Here is a 16325-nt window from a genome sequence, read left to right on the forward strand (position 1 = left end):
TGTTCTTTAAATGCATGACTTCCTCTTACTTCTCCTCCCGGTACATCATAAATCCAGTAAGTTCTCTGTATCTCAAAAGGAAGCTGATTCGGATGCTCAAAAAAAGATAAATTACCTCTTTTGTCATAAATCTTGGGTAGCGAAATGAGTCTAGGTATCATGGAGTTTTAAATTTATAATCTAGCATCTACTAAGCTTCTATCTAAACATGCTTTAGCATCAAAAACCACAGCATTTTCTTTTTTCAGCAGATTAATATCCATTTTTAAAAATTCGTTATGTGAAACAGCGATAATAATAGAATCAAACGTTTCACCATCCGGTAAATGATCTAAGATGTCAACACCGTATTCATGCTTAACTTCTTCTTTATTCGCCCAAGGATCAAAAATACTTACATTGATACCGTAATCGATAAGCTCTTTATAAATATCAACCACCTTTGTATTTCTTACATCCGGGCAATTTTCTTTAAATGTAACTCCGAGAATGAGTGATTTAGATGCTTTGATAACCCCTCCTTTTTCAATAAGAAGCTTTACTACTTTAGAAGCAATAAATTTCGCAATAGAATCATTCACCCTACGCCCGGAAAGAATCACATCAGGATGATATCCTAATTGTTCCGCTTTATGGGCAAGATAATAAGGGTCTACTGAAATGCAGTGTCCTCCGACCAAGCCCGGTTTATATTTAAGAAAATTATATTTAGTGCCTGCTGCCTCTAAAACATCATGAGTATCAATACCGATTCTGTCAAATATCAATGCCAGTTCATTAACAAAGGAAATATTGACATCTCTTTGAGCATTTTCAATTGCTTTAGAAGCCTCTGCCACTTTAATGCTAGGAGCTTTATGAGTTCCTGCAGTAATAATTTTTTTATATAAATTATCAACTTCTTCAGCAATTTCTGCTGTAGAACCTGAAGTTACTTTTTTTACACTGGTAAGGGTATTAATCTTATCCCCCGGATTTATTCTTTCCGGTGAATATCCAACAAAGAAATCTTCATTGAATTTTAATCCGGAATATTTTTCTAAAACGGGTACACATTCTTCTTCTGTACATCCAGGGAAAACGGTAGATTCATAAATAACAATGTCACCTTTTTTAATAATCTCACCCAACATTCTGGAAGCAGAAATTAATGGTTTTAAGTCCGGAGCATTATATTTATCAATTGGAGTGGGAACTGTTACGATAAATATATTGGCATCGGAAATATCCGTCAACTTACTTGTTGCTTTATATCCTATTGCCTCATTAGATTCAATGCTTTTCTTAAGGCTGTTATGAAGTTTATCAATATCAGCTTCTAGGGTAAGATCTTTCCCCTCATTAAGTTGATCAACCCTCTGAGTATTAATATCAAATCCTAAAACAGGATAATGAGCGGCAAATTCCAAAGCTAAAGGTAAACCTACATACCCTTGTCCTATAATTGCAATTTTATAATTTTTCATCATCTATTTACTAAATATATTTTTCAGTTTATGTATCCATGTTTTTTCTTCTACATTATTATATCCGTACCCATATTTATTACTGTAACCCAAGTTTTCCCTGCTTACATCATTCAATACGAATCCTACATTTCTTATTTTCGCCTGGTCAATATTATTATTAGCAAACTCTATTAGAGATTTCTCTGTATATTTTGATCTTGAAACATATATGGTGATATCTGATAGCTCTGCAATTAAGAAAGTATCTGTTACCAGCAATAATGGAGCCGTATCTAAAATAATATAGTCATATTTTTCTTTAAGCTGATCTAATAGTCCCTCGTATCTACCATTTGACAATAACTCAGTAGGATTTGGAGGAATCATTCCCGAATAGATAACATCTAAGTGAGGATTGAATGATGAAACATGAATAATATCTTCAATCTTCGTATGATCCGAATAAAGATATTCTGTAAGCCCAATTAAACCTTTCCTTGCAGGATTATAACGTTGAAGCTGAGGGTTTCTAATATCTGATCCGATAATAATCGCTTTTTTCTTAGGATTAGCTAATGTTAAAGCCAAATTAACTGATGTAAAAGTTTTCCCTTCACCTTTTACAGTAGAGGTAACAAATACAACCCTCCCTCTGCCTGTGATTTTTGCCAGCATAAAATTCATATTGGTAATAAGAATTCTGAAGGCTTCAGCCATAGGAGTAATATCATTCATCTGAACAATATCAGAATCTCCTTTTTCTAAACTTGGCAATTCAGCAATAACAGGAGCATGAACCAGTTTTTCCAAATCATGTTTAGTCACTAGCTTATTATTAAATAATTCTGTTAAATAAATAATTAATAACGGAATTATTAATCCGATAACCAGTGCAATCATTAGAATGACACTACGCTTCGGTGCCACCGGAATATTAGATGCATAAGCAGTATCAATTACTCTTGCTTTGGGAGCAGTAATAGATTGAGCAATAGCAGTTTCTTCTCTTTTTTGTAATAATAAAAGATAAAGGTTTTCCTTGATCTGCTGCTGTCTTTCTATACCTCTGAATATTTTTTCAATAGAAGGAAGTTTTGATATTTTATTGGATACCTTATTTTGCTCTCCTAAATATTCGTTTCTGGCCAGTTCCAATCCTGACCTGTTTCTTTGAAGACTCTGCATTATGGAAGAACGCATCGTTCCCATTTGTCTTGTAATATCAATAACAGTAGGGTTTTCCGGAGTTGCAGATTCTAATAGTCTATTTCGCTGCAATACCAATTGGTTGTATGTTGTAATTCCTGCAAGAGCATCCTGATTGTTTAAGCCTATATTATAAGGTAAAGCCTGATACTGTCCTTGCTTTGAAACAAAATTAAGCAACTCATTTGTTAATTCCAGCTGAGCGTCAATATCCAATTGTTTTGCTCTGGCAGCTGAAGAGCTTTCTAAACTTATTTTTGCTTCAGTTTCTAAATCAGTAAGGTTATTTTTTGATTTAAAACTTTCTTTTTCATTTTCTACCTGCCCCAGCTCTACCGATAGTTTTTTAATTCTATCTTCAATAAAATCCAATGTTTTCTTAGATTCTAAATTCTTATCTACAATAGCATCATTATTATATGAAACCACTAAGGAATTTAATATATCTTCAGACTTAAAAATCTGAGGATACTTCATTTCCAATCTAACTACTGTAGCGTCTTTATTAACAAGATTAACATCTAAATTCCCCTGTAAACTTGTTATTTTCGATTCAACCGATGAAATAGCTAATTCTAAATCATTAACATCTACATTCTTTGCTAATTGTGAATTATATTTTTTATTTTTAATGATAATAATATTTGCATATGGAAGACTGATAGTCTTACCAAATCCAGAAATAATTTCTTTTTTTGTTTTTTTATCTTTTAAAACAAGTTTTTCACCTTCAATTTTTAGTTGTAAAACATTAACATCATTGGATGAAGACTGTTTTTCATTAATCACTTTAACTTCAACAGGTGAAGAGTCTTTATATAATTCGATTTTCTTAATTCCGTCTTTTGCAACGATATTCGTCTGAAGATTTTGATTAATGACTACCTCTCGCATTAATCTTTTGGACTTTAAGATTTCAATTTCATTGGCAATACTATTCGTTTTTAATCCTCCAAAACTTGAAAGATCTGGCAGAACACCTAAATCATTAGTAGGAACTTGTGAAGAGGAACTTTTTGCATCTTTAATTAAGACTGTTGTTTGTATACTATATACATTAGTCATAAATTTTAAAGCAATATAACCCACTATTACAGCAATAATAGCACTTATGATAAACCATGCCCATCTTCTAGTATATGGTTTAATTATTTCTTTAATATTTATATTATTAAAAATATCTTTCTCTTCTGATGATTTCGCGGAATATTGATTGTCCATTAATGTTTTTATTTCCTAATTAAACTTACAATAACTGCCGCTGCCGTAATCGCGATTGATGCTGCAGTTAAATAAAGACCTGTGTTTGGATTTTGTTTAGATGTTAAATCTTTTGTATTGTTGGCGGCTACAATAATCGCATCCCCTTGTTTAAGATTATAATAAGGAGAATTAATAAGGTTTGCATCCTGTAAGTTGATTTTTCCGTGAGAAACTACTCCATTTTCAGTTCTAATGATGAGAATATCATTTCTTTTCCCATACATTGTTAAGTCACCGGCAAGACCTAAGGCATTCCAAATAGTTGCCTGTCCGTTGCTTATCACATAGTCTCCCTGTCTGTTTACTTCTCCCAACACTGTTACTTTAAAATTAGCAAGTCTTACATTGACGGTTGGATTAATGACATATTTTGTCATCTTATTTCGAAGTTCCTCTTTAAAATCTATCAGAGATTTATCTTTTGTATTTATTTTTCCTAGTACAGGAAAATCAATATTTCCATCTACATCTACAATGTAAGTTGGTCCGGAAAGAGTTGTCATTCCCTGATTAGGGGTATTACCTCCAGCGTAAGTATTAGTCTGTACTAATTCTGCCGATGAATAATTTTGATTAAAAGGCTTTACCACATCCATATCTTTTGCGGTAATTAAAATCACGAGTTGATCTCCTGCCTGTATCGTCGAGTTGGAATTTTTAATCGATGTTTCGGTGGCGATTTGTTCTATATTCTGCATATAATTCAAATCATTATGAGCGTTCTGATTAGTTTTACAAGAAACTAATACCAATGCAGAAAATATAACCAATACTTTAGTCTTCATATTTTAAAAATTGTACAAATATACATTTTCTTATTTATCCAATACCTCATAGATAGAGTTGTTACTCCTAAATTCAGGTACTATTATTTTTAATATTTTTACGACTTCAACCTTATCTCTTTTCAAAGATGCTTTGGTAATTGAAGTAACTAATGAATCAATATCCGAAAACTCCATTAACGGATCCTTCGATATCATAATTTTATCATTATGGGTAGGAAGTGTTTTAGCATTATCGCTTAATAATTCTTCGTACAATTTTTCTCCCGGTCTCAATCCCGTATAAATAATTTTTATATCTATATTAGGTTCAAACCCGGATAATTTTATCATTCTTCTGGCAAGATCTAATATTTTTACAGGCTCGCCCATATCGAATACAAAAATCTCTCCTCCCTGCCCCATTGTTCCTGCCTGTAAAACCAATTCACATGCCTCAGGAATAGTCATGAAATATCTTACAATATCAGGATGGGTAATTGTTACCGGACCACCAGCTTCAATCTGCTTTTTAAAGTGAGGAATAACAGATCCGTTCGATCCTAAAACATTTCCAAACCTTGTTGTTATAAATTTAGTCTTGTTCCCTTCAACATTCTGCAATGACTGAACAAAAAGTTCGGCAGCTCTTTTCGAAGCTCCCATTACATTGGTCGGGTTTACAGCCTTGTCTGTAGAAACCATTACCAACCTGTTTACTTCATACTTACTTGATAATGAGGCAATAATTTTAGAACCAAGTACATTCACTAAAATAGCTTCATGCGGATTCTCCTCTACCAACGGAACGTGCTTATATGCCGCAGCATGATAAACCATTGCAAAATTATAGGTCTGAAACAGAGGCTCTACTCTATATTTATTAGAAACATCCGCTAATACAAACTTAAAACTGATATGAGGAAATTTCTCCTTCATTTCAAGTTCAATATCATATAACGGGGTTTCCGCCTGATCTAACACAACGATCAAAGAAGGATTAAATTGTGCGACCTGTCTTACGATTTCGCTACCAATAGAACCAGCTCCACCCGTTACCAGTACAGCTTTGTTAAAGTGCCTGCTTTTAACTTCTTCATTAACGATTTTAATAGGCTTTCTGTTTAGCAAATCCTCAATCTGTAGATTTCGGATGGAACCACCAAGATCACTGTCTCTTAATTTCTGTACAGATGGTGCTTTAAAAATATTAAGGTCTTTTTCAAGGAAAAGATTTACCCATGAGTTCATCTCATCTTTCGACATCATTTCTTTTACGATAATAATACCATCAATGAAAAGATCTTCTTTTGAACTTTCCTCTATTCTTTTTTTCTCGTAAATTGTTTTACCTAAAAGAGACGCCCTTTTTGTATCTGTTCTTTGTGTCAAAAAACCAACGACCTGATAAGGAAGACTCGGATTATCCAAAATAGCTCGGGCAATCGCAATAGACTGTTCATCAATTCCCAATACCAGAATTCTTTTTTTCAAAGAACTTCTTCTGTATTCTCTTACAATATGGAAAAACTCTTTTACATATAATCTGAATAAGAATAATCCCATGAAAGAAATAACAAAATACAGTACCAAGTAAGGGGTAAGCATAAACTTTCCGCCTGTAACCCAGAAATAAATCACATTTATTGTCCCTATCACAAACATAGTGCAGAAACAGGAAATAAGTAATTTAAAAAGATCTATAAATGTAGAGTGCCTGATAATTCCGGCGTAAGTCTTGAATAAATACATGAAAACAGTATTCACAAAAATGATAGACGCAAATACAATACTTTTGTCTTCATGATAAATGAATTCTTTCTGACTGATTTTTTCAATGATGTAAGTGGAAAGAAATAAAGATATAACCAGAATAATAATATCTATTACAAGAATTATCCATCTAGGTAAATACCTTACATCTGAGAGATTGACAACATTATCTCCTCCAAAAATCTTTTTTCTAAGAGAATCGTACATTGTCTTTATTTGTGTTCATATTTAAAATGTCTAAGTCGATTATTTCATCTGAAAATAATCATGATGCATTCCTGCAAAATTAAAATAAAATTCCATCTATAATTTAAATTTAAAAAATAAATTTTAAACAAGAACAAACTATTAACAAAAATCATACCACACGCCCTATTTAAGGAGCGTCTGTGATAACAGTAACAATCAGTACATTTTTTTTAATTTCACAAAAATTATAAAATTTTCAAAAAATATTTCTCCCTATTTTCAGGTAAAATATTTTACATTAGTCAAAAATATCATTTATTTTTTCATATTCAAAACCTTTACTCATTAAATATTTTATAGTTTTTGATTTTCTTTGGTATTCTTTTAATCCAGCTTGCTTGGAATAGTAATCTTCATAGATTTTCTTAATCGTTTTTTCATAATCCGATTCATCTATTTCATCAAAACAAGTATTGATTAACTTTTCCGGAACTTGTTTTTGTTTTAAATTGATTTTAATTTTATTCTTCCCCCAATGTTTTATATAAAATTTTCCCCGGATATAACTTCGGGTAAATCTCTCTTCATTCAAATAATTTTCTTTTAAAAGATAAAGCATAATTTCTTCTTTTGCTTCTTCGATCAAAAGAAATTCTTTCATTTTCTGCTCCACTTCTGCATGACATCGATCCTGATAAACACAATAGTTTACCAATTTCAGCTTAATTTCAGCAAAAGTGAAAGATTTCTTTTCCATATTGATACAAAAAAGAATGAGCAAAAGCCCATTCTTTATATTTTTAATTAAGGTAAATATTAATAGTTAAATAATGCCTTACCTTCCATTAGTTCATTAACTTTCTTTCTTACAGAACCTAAAACCTCTTCATTTTTGATATTATCTACCACCTCAGATATCAATTCTGCGATTGTATCCATATCATTTTCTTTCAAGCCTCTTGTTGTGATCGCTGCAGTTCCCAATCTGATTCCTGAAGTAGTGAATGGTGACTTATCGTCAAACGGAACCATATTCTTGTTACAAGTAATATCAGCTTTTACAAGTGCTTTTTCAGTTTCTTTACCGTTTACATTTTTATTTCTAAGATCCACAAGCATCAAGTGATTGTCTGTACCACCGCTTACAATATCAAATCCTCTGTCGATCATTGATTTTGATAAAGCCTGAGCATTTGATCTCACCTGCTTTGCATAAGTTTCAAACTTCCCATCGATAGCTTCTCCAAAAGCAACCGCTTTACCAGCGATAACGTGCTCTAGCGGACCACCCTGAATTCCCGGAAAAACAGCTCCGTCAAGAACCTGGCTCATCATTTTGATCTCGCCTTTTGGTGTTTTATGTCCGTAAGTATTTTCAAAATCTTTGCCCATCATAATCATTCCACCTCTCGGACCTCTTAACGTCTTATGAGTTGTAGTTGTTACCACATGACAATGCTCGAAAGGATTGTTTAAAAGACCTTTTGCAACCAACCCTGCAGGGTGAGCGATATCTGCCCAAAGAGTAGCTCCAATCTCATCAGCAACCTCTCTGAATTTTGCATAATCCAAATCTCTTGAATATGCTGAGAAACCGGCAATAAGCATTTTCGGTCTTTCTCTCAACGCTACCTCTCTCATTTGGTCATAATCAATAAGACCTGTCTCCTGCTGAACTCCGTAAGAAACCACATCATATTGGATTCCGGAAAAATTCACTGCTGAACCATGAGTAAGGTGACCTCCCATCGAAAGATCCATTCCCATGATTTTGTCACCAGGTTTCAAAACAGCAAGATAAATCGCCGCATTAGCCTGAGAACCGGAATGGGGCTGAACATTTACATAATCTACTCCGAAAAGCTCTTTTGCTCTCTCGATAGCCAGCGTTTCAACCTCATCTACTACTTCACATCCTCCGTAATATCTTTTTCCGGGATATCCTTCAGCATATTTGTTTGTCAATACACTTCCCATAGCTTTCATCACGTTTTCAGAAACAAAGTTTTCTGATGCAATCAGCTCAATTCCATGGGTTTGTCTTTGTCTTTCTTTTTCAATCAGGTCGAAAATAATGTCCATTTTACTTTTAGTTTTTGAAATTTTTCACCCCAAATGTACGGAATTTCCTTTGAGATTTCGGTATCATCAATTATGATTTTTGGAATAAAATTTCAGACATCTTCTCTTGATTTACTCGTCATTATCTCATTTTTTGACCTTCAATTCATATCTTTTTTTGAAATATAAACTTACTTTTACCAGTAAAATAAGCACAGGAACTTCCACTAGCGGACCTATCACTCCTACAAAAGCCTGAGATGAATGAATTCCGAAAATCGCAATGCTCACTGCAATAGCCAATTCAAAATTATTACCGGTCGCTGTAAAAGCAATAGAAACATTTTTTTCATAAGGAACTTTCATTAACCTGTTAATCGAAAAACTAATAAAAAACATCAATACAAAGTAAATCATCAATGGAATGGCTACTTTTACAACATCCATTGGCAGTTCTAATATTTTATCGCCTTTTAAACCAAACATTAAAATAATGGTAAACAGCAAAGCGTATAAAGTTACAGGTGAAATCACAGGAATAAACTGTCTGTTGTACCATTCTCTTCCTTTTGATTTTGTAAGAAAATAGCGGGTCAAAAAGCCCCCTAAAAATGGAATTCCCAGATAAATTAAAACACTTTCCGTCACATCCCGAATAGGTACATGAACATTAAAACTTCCCAATCCTAATTTTTGCGGAAGGATATGTATAAACAACCACACCAGAAAGCTGTAAAATACAATTTGAAAAATACTGTTGAGCGCAATCAATAAGGCAGCATATTCACGATTTCCTTTTGCCAGATCATTCCAGACAATTACCATGGCAATGCACCTAGCCAAGCCAATCAGGATCAGCCCAATCATAAAATCAGGTTCATTTCTAAGAAATATAATCGCTAAAACAAACATTAAAACGGGGCCTATCACCCAATTTAACAATAACGAAATAGAGATTACTTTTTTATCTTTCAATACTTTTGGCAGCAAACTGTACTCTACTTTCGCCAAAGGCGGATACATCATCAGAATTAAACCTATCGCTAAAGGTATATTGGTTGTACCTGAGGAAAGTGAATTCACTTTTACAGAAAAATCAGGAAAAAAATATCCTAACCCCACTCCTGTCATCATAGCCAGAAAAATCCACAGCGTTAAATATCTGTCAATAAATTTTAATCGGGGATTCATCTTTAATGGTTGATTTGAGAAAAAACATAAAACATTTCGGCCCCGATTTCCAGACTTTTTTCCTTATACACTTCAGCCTGATCGGACCTTCCATCTGAAATTTTCGGATCTTCATAAGTAACAGGAATACGTTTTTCTGCACCGGCAATAAAAGGACACCCTCCGTCAGCCTGCGAACAGGTCATTACGGCTGCAAAACCATTCTCAGGATTAAAAGCATCATCAAATTTTTTAGAAAAACCAATGATAGGTTGTGCATTCTCGGTATATTTTATTGAATAGATCGGATTTTCACTTTCATGTAATTTCCAAATATGGAAACCTGCATCTATCAATGTTTCGGCAATTTCAGGAAAAATGGCCGTGGTTTCAGTTCCCCCCGAATAACAATCAACATCCGGTATCTCAAAATATGCCGATGCGGTTTGTGCCCAGATTTGTGCCAGATGACTTCGTCTCGAATTGTGAGTGCAGATAAAATTAATGGCTATCGATTCTTTGTTGACCACTTTTTTCTGTATAAAATCAATCAATGGCTGTAAAATGACTTTTCTTTCTTCGCTTATATTTTGTGTAAGAATTGCTTTTATATAGTTGGATAGTTTGGTATTCATTTCATTCATTTTTTTAATTACTACTAACAACAGCCCGAACCTGGTGTACAGCAAGAACTCTGACCAGATTTCAGATCATTCAGATTTATTTTTTGTTTTTCCAGAGGAATTCCGCAGGCCTCCTGAGCCAGACAGGCTGTCATTTTATTTTTTAAGACAAAATATTTCCCGTTAAATTCCAGATCATATTTTCCAATTGTTTCATCCTGATATTCAACTTCAATTTCAAAATCTCCGATTCCCATTTTTTCCTCAGACAGACTGATAATATGAAGTAATTTTCCGGGTTTCAGGCGATGTTCATAATCATCAGCATCCCAAAGTTGAAAATTGACCTTCTCTTCATTCCTGACCGTCCCTCCGCAGTCAATAAAATTTTTAGTGACCATTCCGACTTCAGTTACATGGAAATGCTCCGGAACCTTATTTCCGTTTTCTAATCTAAATTCTACATGATCCAGTGTCGGCAGGATTTTTTTAATTTCTTCAAGTCTCATATTTTTTGATTTTAAACATTATAAGTAAACTTTAGTATTTTGATTCAAAATCGTAATATCGCAATATTACGATAAATTAGTGTAAATTTTTTTTAACAGCAATTTTGCTTTTTTACGGTTGTGATAATATTTGAAAAGAATGCATTCAAAACTTCGAAAGCCTTTTCGTCAATACAATAACAAATAGAATTCCCTTCAATATTTCCTTTGATGAGACCTGCATTTTTTAATTCTTTCAAATGTTGGGAAACAGTGGGCTGCGCAAGAGGAAGTTCATTCACAATGTCTCCGCAGATACATTCATTTACTCTTAATAAATACTCAATGATGGCTATCCTGGCCGGATGTCCTAAAGCTTTTGCAATGTTTGCAATCTTGTTTTGCTCTTCGGAAAAAAAATCTGTTTTTGTAGCACCCATTATAAATAAATCTATATCGCAATATTACGATAAATAATTTTTCTGACCAATACTTTTTTCTAATTAAAATAAAAAAATCCTCATAGCAAGACCATGAGGAAAAATATATGAGTTGAAACTTAAAAATCTTCTTCCGCTAGCTCCCTGTTAACAACAGCTCCCGCAAAATTCCCCTGCGCAATGGCATTAGCTACAGATCTCATCATCGTTACATTATCACCACATGCAAAAACTCCGGGAATATTAGTTTTATGCATCATATCTACTTTGATGAATCCCTGTTCAGTCAGTTCAAGTCCCAAATCATCGCTATTGATATTTTGAGTAAAAGGAATTTTCGCATACAAGGCTTTTAACGAAACTTCTTTTCCGTTTTTAAAGATCATTTTTTGAATTTTTCCGTTTGCCTGCTGAACTTCCTCAATTTCATCTTCAATAATATTGATTCTATTTTTCTGTAATTTTTCCGTCTGATCATTGTTTAAACTTGATCTTCCATTGGTAAACAGGACCAGGTTTTTTGTTAAATTAAAAACCAATTTTGAAAAATCAAATGCCATATCGCCGTTGGAAAGAATTCCTGTCACTTCATTTCTGATTTCATATCCATGACAATACGGGCAATGGAGAATAGAAATTCCCCAACATTCTGAAAATCCCGGAATATCAGGTATTATATCCTTAATTCCTGAAGCAATGATCAGCTTTTTAGCATGGAAATCATCCTTATTTTCAGTGATAACTTTAAAACCATCAACATCTTTATGCATTTTGACCACTACTCCATTCTGAAATTTCACTGTTTTATACTTTAAAACCTGTTCTTTAGCCAGATCAGAAATTTCTTTCGGGGTTTTACCATCATGTGTAATAAAATTGTGTGAATGCGGAGTCTGCCTGTTACTGGGCTTTCCACCATCAATAATCAAAACATTTCTTAAAGATCTTCCCAAAGCCATCGCAGCCGATAATCCTGCATAACTTCCACCGATTATAATAACATCAAAATTTTTCATGCGCTTATTACTTGTTGCTTTTGCAAATGTAAAACAAATTTTCATTAATGCGACTTAATCGCAATAATAATTTTTATATTTGCAGTATGGCAAAGAGAAATACGGTCACAAAACAGCTGATTCTTGATTCATTAAAAAAATCAAAATCTGCAGTCAGTCAGGAGATTTTACAAAAAGAATTGGGCGAGGCTGTAGACCGGGCAACAATTTACAGGGTTTTAAACAGTTTTTGTGAAGACGGAATTGTTCACAGGATTTTAGGTGACGACGGAAAATATTATTTTGCGTTTTGCATTAACTGTTCTGAAAAGAAGCACAATCATAATCATTTCCACTTCAAATGTTTAGCCTGCGGAAAAATAGAATGCCTGCCCAACGAAATGGACATAAAATTACCACAGGGCTATCAGTCTGTTAATTTTAACGGTTTTATCTCAGGCTATTGCGCTGATTGTTCTCATTAATTTTCTTTAAATAATTTGATCGTATAATCCAACAGCTCTTTTCCCCCAACCTCACCATGTCCGGGAATAACAATTGTGGCATTAGGATATTGGGCTTTTACTTTTTCAACAGTCGCAGACCAAGCCTGAACATTGGCGTCTCCCAAGTATCCTTTGGCAGCATCAACTTCCTTGATCAGACAGCCTCCGAACATCGCATTTTCTTTTGGAAAATATCCTATCACATTATCTTTTGTATGACCTTCACCAAAAAATTTTGCATAAACTTTCTGCTTGCCTATTTTTAAACTTAATTGTTTATCAAAGCTGTTGGCCGGAACATTGGCATTATTCTTTTTAGCCAATTCAACAGTCATTTTATTGGCATAAGAAGGAATATTATTTTTGCTAAATTCTTTCAGTCCGCCGACACAATCTTCATGAAAATGAGTGGCAACAACGGCATTGATTTTTGAATGCAATGTATTTTTAATCCAAGAAATCAATTCTGCTGAACTTTTATCATTTGTCGGAGTATCAAAAACAACGGTTTCGCTTCCGTCTTTTACAATCATGCCGTTGCATTCAACCTTTCCGTAAGATTCTGTCTGCAAAAATGAAATATGCTGATATACATTTTCAGACAGCTGAATGACCGTTAAGTTATCTGAATGAAAAACAATTTTCCCTTTCTCTAAAGGAGATTTCTGAAAACTGAAAGAAAAAATAATAAAGAATAAAAAAAGAAACAGATTTTTGGAAATTGACTTCATAACAGTTTATTTACGGATCGAACGAAAATAAAAAATTTCTTACGCCCAATAACAACCACTGCGCGTTAATTAAGTGTTAATTTCTTTGATTAAAATAAAAAAATCCCGGGAAAACTCCCCGGGACTTACAGTTTAAAATGTATAGTGATCGTTTACTATTTTTTCTTTTCTTTTAACTCTTCTTTATCTTTATCGGAAGGATTCCAGACTTTGATATCAGAATCTTTTGTAATTGGAGATCCCGGTAGAACCTGAACGTTGATTCCATCACTAGCTCCCAGTTTGATATATTCTTTTTTGAATTTTCCGTCTTTTTGTTTTACTTCAACAAAAGGAATATCCTTACCGTTCTTTTTTTCGTACTGAACCAATGATTCATCCAATAGTAAGGCATTCTTCTGAGAATTTAAAACAATCTCTCCGTTTGCCGAAAATCCTGCTCTGATATATTCGTTATTTGGATTATCCACGTCTCCTTCTACAGGAAATTTAATCGTTCCGTTTGTATCTTTTCCTTTCGGAGCGATCATCGTTAACTTCCCGGGGAAAGTTTTGTTTTGCAGTGCTCCGATGACAATATTCATTCCCATACCCTGCTTAAGTTTTCCGGCCTGAGCTTCATCAATCTCCCCCTGAAAAATCAGTGAATTAAGATCAGCAATAGAACATATAGTTGTTCCGGCATTGAATGAGTTGGCTTCAATCACCTGACTTCCTACTTTTACAGGTACCTCAAGAACAGTACCTGACGCTTTTGAACGAATCTGAGTGGTTGCCAGACCCTGTAATTCGGGAGTGGAACCTGTTTTCACGATCTGTAACGTTTTTTGAGCAGTTACCAACTGTTGCTGGGCATTCTTTAACGTCTGCTGCGTTGAATATAACTGCTGTTGAGAATTCAAAAACTCTTGTTTAGATGCTACTCCCTGCTTATAGAGTTTCTCCTGCATTTCAAATTGTTTGCGCATGTTATCAACATTCAGTTTGGCATTGTTAATCTGAAGCTGAGAATTATCCACATTCTGTTGAGCACTGTTTACATCTGCGATATTAGGAATAATTCTTACCGTAGCGATCAGCTGTCCTGCTACCACTTTATCTCCTTCATCCACTAAAATTTTATCGATGATTCCCGCAATATTGGGTTTGATTTCAATTTCTTCTTTAGGAACAATTTTTCCTGTCGCCATTACTTTATCATCCATATTCTGAATGGTAGGTCTTCTGGTCAGGAAAGCTTCGCTCTGCTTAGAATTCGATTTTACGAGATATCCAATTCCTGAGAACAATGCCACTGCAAATAAAAGCCCCAAGACAATATAAATGGCTTTTTTCCAGGTGAATTTCTTTTTCATATGTATAGTTTATTTTTTTATTTAAGTAGTTTTCTTTATTCTGTTCTTAACGCTTCGATAGGTCTTATTTTTACGGCTCTCTGCGCCGGAATCATTCCGATAATCAATCCTAATATGACCATTACAGACATGGCAGCAAAAACATTTCCGTAGTTAACAGTAGGGTTATAAAATGGAAATGCATCCTGATTTTGTGTCAGCATATTTAAAATAATCAACACAAAAATTCCTGATATAAAACCTAGCAATCCTGAAGACAGTGTGATAACAACACTTTCCAGCAAAATCTGGTTTCGGACTTCAGATGGCTTGGCACCTAATGCTCTTCTGATCCCAATTTCTTTGGTTCTTTCTTTTACGGTAATTAATAATATATTGGAAATCGCAATAACCCCTGCCAGAATTGTTAAGGTTCCGACAATAATCGTTAAAAGCTGCATTCCGGTAAGGAAACCTGTCAGTTTTTTAAATTCTTTTCCAAGATTAAAACTTCCAAATGCATTGGTATCTTCCGGCGACACTTTATTCTTAGTTTTCAGCACCTGTTTTACCCTTTCCTCTACATCATTCACGTTGGCATTCGGTTTACTCACAATCGCAAACATATCGATTTCATCACCTGCATTGTACATTTTGGTGTATGTAGAAAGCGGAATAAAAGCTGTCTGGTCATTTTCAAAACCACCGCCCTTTTTCACTCTGAAAACACCGATGATATTAAAAAAGATCCCTTTTATATTGATTGACTGACCTAATGGATTTTCATTTTTCTTAGAATCGAAAAAGTTCTTATAAATCTCTTCACCTATAACGGCTACATTTTTGTTTCCCGAAACATCAGCATCATTGAGATAGCGCCCGAAGATCAGTTTTTTTTCTGAAATTTTGTTTCCTATCGGGTAATCTCCGGAAAGAGAATAAGTTCCGTTTTTACCGTTTTTAGACATAGATTCTCCTGGAGTTCCTGTAAAACTTCCTCTTGCATTTTGTGGAGATATATAATCTATTTCAGGAATTTTATTTTTAAGCATCTGAATATCCGGCAAATTAAGATGAAGCTGTCTGCCTTTTGGGAAACCTTCATAAGGGATATTCGTATTTTGTGCCCAAAGGAAGATAGAATTCGTAGCAAAACCTGAGAACAGTTTATCAAAACCATTCTCCATTCCTTTAGCTGCTCCCAGCAGACTTACATATAAAAACATCCCCCATCCCACACCAATCATGGTAAGGAATGTTCGAAGCTTATTATTCTTCAGTGAATAATAAATTTCCTGCCAGGTATCCTTTTTAAATAAGATATTCACTTTATT

At 34.0% G+C, this 16325-nt stretch carries 16 protein-coding genes; 1 reads left to right on the top strand and 15 read right to left on the bottom strand.

The genetic code is table 11. The features are described from left to right. From M2373_RS13685 to M2373_RS13740, 12 genes are all read right to left on the bottom strand, one after another. Nucleotides 1–161 (bottom strand): FdtA/QdtA family cupin domain-containing protein (locus M2373_RS13685; RefSeq protein WP_259111807.1); only part of this gene is annotated, 161 nt, incomplete at its 3' end. A gap of 12 nt (nucleotides 162–173) precedes the next feature. After that, nucleotides 174–1469: a nucleotide sugar dehydrogenase gene (locus M2373_RS13690; protein WP_259111608.1), complete on the bottom strand. Its 1296-nt coding sequence runs from the start codon at nucleotides 1467–1469 to the stop codon at nucleotides 174–176. Continuing rightward, a complete protein-coding gene (locus M2373_RS13695) occupies nucleotides 1470–3875 on the bottom strand; it encodes a tyrosine-protein kinase (protein ID WP_259111609.1) in 2406 nt (801 codons plus the stop codon). 8 nt (nucleotides 3876–3883) lie between these two features. Next, nucleotides 3884–4702, bottom strand: a complete 819-nt coding sequence (locus tag M2373_RS13700) for a polysaccharide biosynthesis/export family protein (RefSeq protein ID WP_259111610.1) — start codon at nucleotides 4700–4702, stop codon at nucleotides 3884–3886. A 30-nt stretch (nucleotides 4703–4732) separates the two neighbouring features. Further along, nucleotides 4733–6661 carry a nucleoside-diphosphate sugar epimerase/dehydratase gene (locus tag M2373_RS13705; RefSeq protein WP_259111611.1) on the bottom strand — a complete coding sequence of 643 codons (1929 nt, stop codon included), beginning with the start codon at nucleotides 6659–6661 and terminating at the stop codon, nucleotides 4733–4735. A gap of 280 nt (nucleotides 6662–6941) precedes the next feature. After that, nucleotides 6942–7400 (bottom strand): regulatory protein RecX, encoded by a 459-nt coding sequence (locus tag M2373_RS13710; protein ID WP_259111612.1) that lies wholly within the window; start codon nucleotides 7398–7400, stop codon nucleotides 6942–6944. Nucleotides 7401–7459: 59 nt separating this feature from the next. After that, nucleotides 7460–8725 carry a serine hydroxymethyltransferase gene (gene glyA / locus M2373_RS13715; RefSeq protein ID WP_259111613.1) on the bottom strand — a complete coding sequence of 422 codons (1266 nt, stop codon included), beginning with the start codon at nucleotides 8723–8725 and terminating at the stop codon, nucleotides 7460–7462. A gap of 126 nt (nucleotides 8726–8851) precedes the next feature. Next, nucleotides 8852–9895, bottom strand: coding sequence for an ACR3 family arsenite efflux transporter (arsB, locus tag M2373_RS13720; protein ID WP_259111614.1), 1044 nt, complete (start codon nucleotides 9893–9895; stop codon nucleotides 8852–8854). A 2-nt stretch (nucleotides 9896–9897) separates the two neighbouring features. Then, complete coding sequence (locus tag M2373_RS13725; protein ID WP_259111615.1) at nucleotides 9898–10509, bottom strand: low molecular weight phosphatase family protein; 612 nt, start codon at nucleotides 10507–10509, stop codon at nucleotides 9898–9900. 23 nt (nucleotides 10510–10532) lie between these two features. After that, on the bottom strand, nucleotides 10533–11006 hold the full coding sequence (locus M2373_RS13730; RefSeq protein WP_259111616.1) for a DUF6428 family protein: 474 nt from the start codon (nucleotides 11004–11006) through the stop codon (nucleotides 10533–10535). 92 nt (nucleotides 11007–11098) lie between these two features. Further along, nucleotides 11099–11425: a helix-turn-helix transcriptional regulator gene (locus M2373_RS13735; protein WP_259111617.1), complete on the bottom strand. Its 327-nt coding sequence runs from the start codon at nucleotides 11423–11425 to the stop codon at nucleotides 11099–11101. 119 nt (nucleotides 11426–11544) lie between these two features. Then, entirely contained in the window at nucleotides 11545–12486 is a 942-nt protein-coding gene (locus M2373_RS13740; RefSeq protein WP_259111618.1) for an NAD(P)/FAD-dependent oxidoreductase, read from the bottom strand. 41 nt (nucleotides 12487–12527) lie between these two features. Between M2373_RS13740 and M2373_RS13745 the strand changes: the two genes are divergently transcribed. Beyond that, nucleotides 12528–12905, top strand: a complete 378-nt coding sequence (locus tag M2373_RS13745) for a Fur family transcriptional regulator (protein WP_259111619.1) — start codon at nucleotides 12528–12530, stop codon at nucleotides 12903–12905. Here the strand turns inward: M2373_RS13745 and bla are convergent. The 3 genes from bla to M2373_RS13760 all read right to left on the bottom strand — a co-directional run bounded on the left by bla (nucleotide 12902) and on the right by M2373_RS13760 (nucleotide 16319). Further along, a complete protein-coding gene (gene bla, locus M2373_RS13750) occupies nucleotides 12902–13657 on the bottom strand; it encodes a subclass B1 metallo-beta-lactamase (RefSeq protein ID WP_259111620.1) in 756 nt (251 codons plus the stop codon). The genes M2373_RS13745 and bla overlap by 4 nt on opposite strands. A 155-nt stretch (nucleotides 13658–13812) precedes the next feature. Then, complete coding sequence (locus M2373_RS13755; protein ID WP_259111621.1) at nucleotides 13813–15012, bottom strand: efflux RND transporter periplasmic adaptor subunit; 1200 nt, start codon at nucleotides 15010–15012, stop codon at nucleotides 13813–13815. Between the two features lie 35 nt (nucleotides 15013–15047). Beyond that, complete coding sequence (locus M2373_RS13760; protein WP_259111622.1) at nucleotides 15048–16319, bottom strand: ABC transporter permease; 1272 nt, start codon at nucleotides 16317–16319, stop codon at nucleotides 15048–15050. Between the last annotated feature and the right edge of the window lie 6 nt (nucleotides 16320–16325).

Source organism: Chryseobacterium sp. JUb7 (assembly GCF_024806495.1).
Lineage (GTDB): Bacteria > Bacteroidota > Bacteroidia > Flavobacteriales > Weeksellaceae > Chryseobacterium.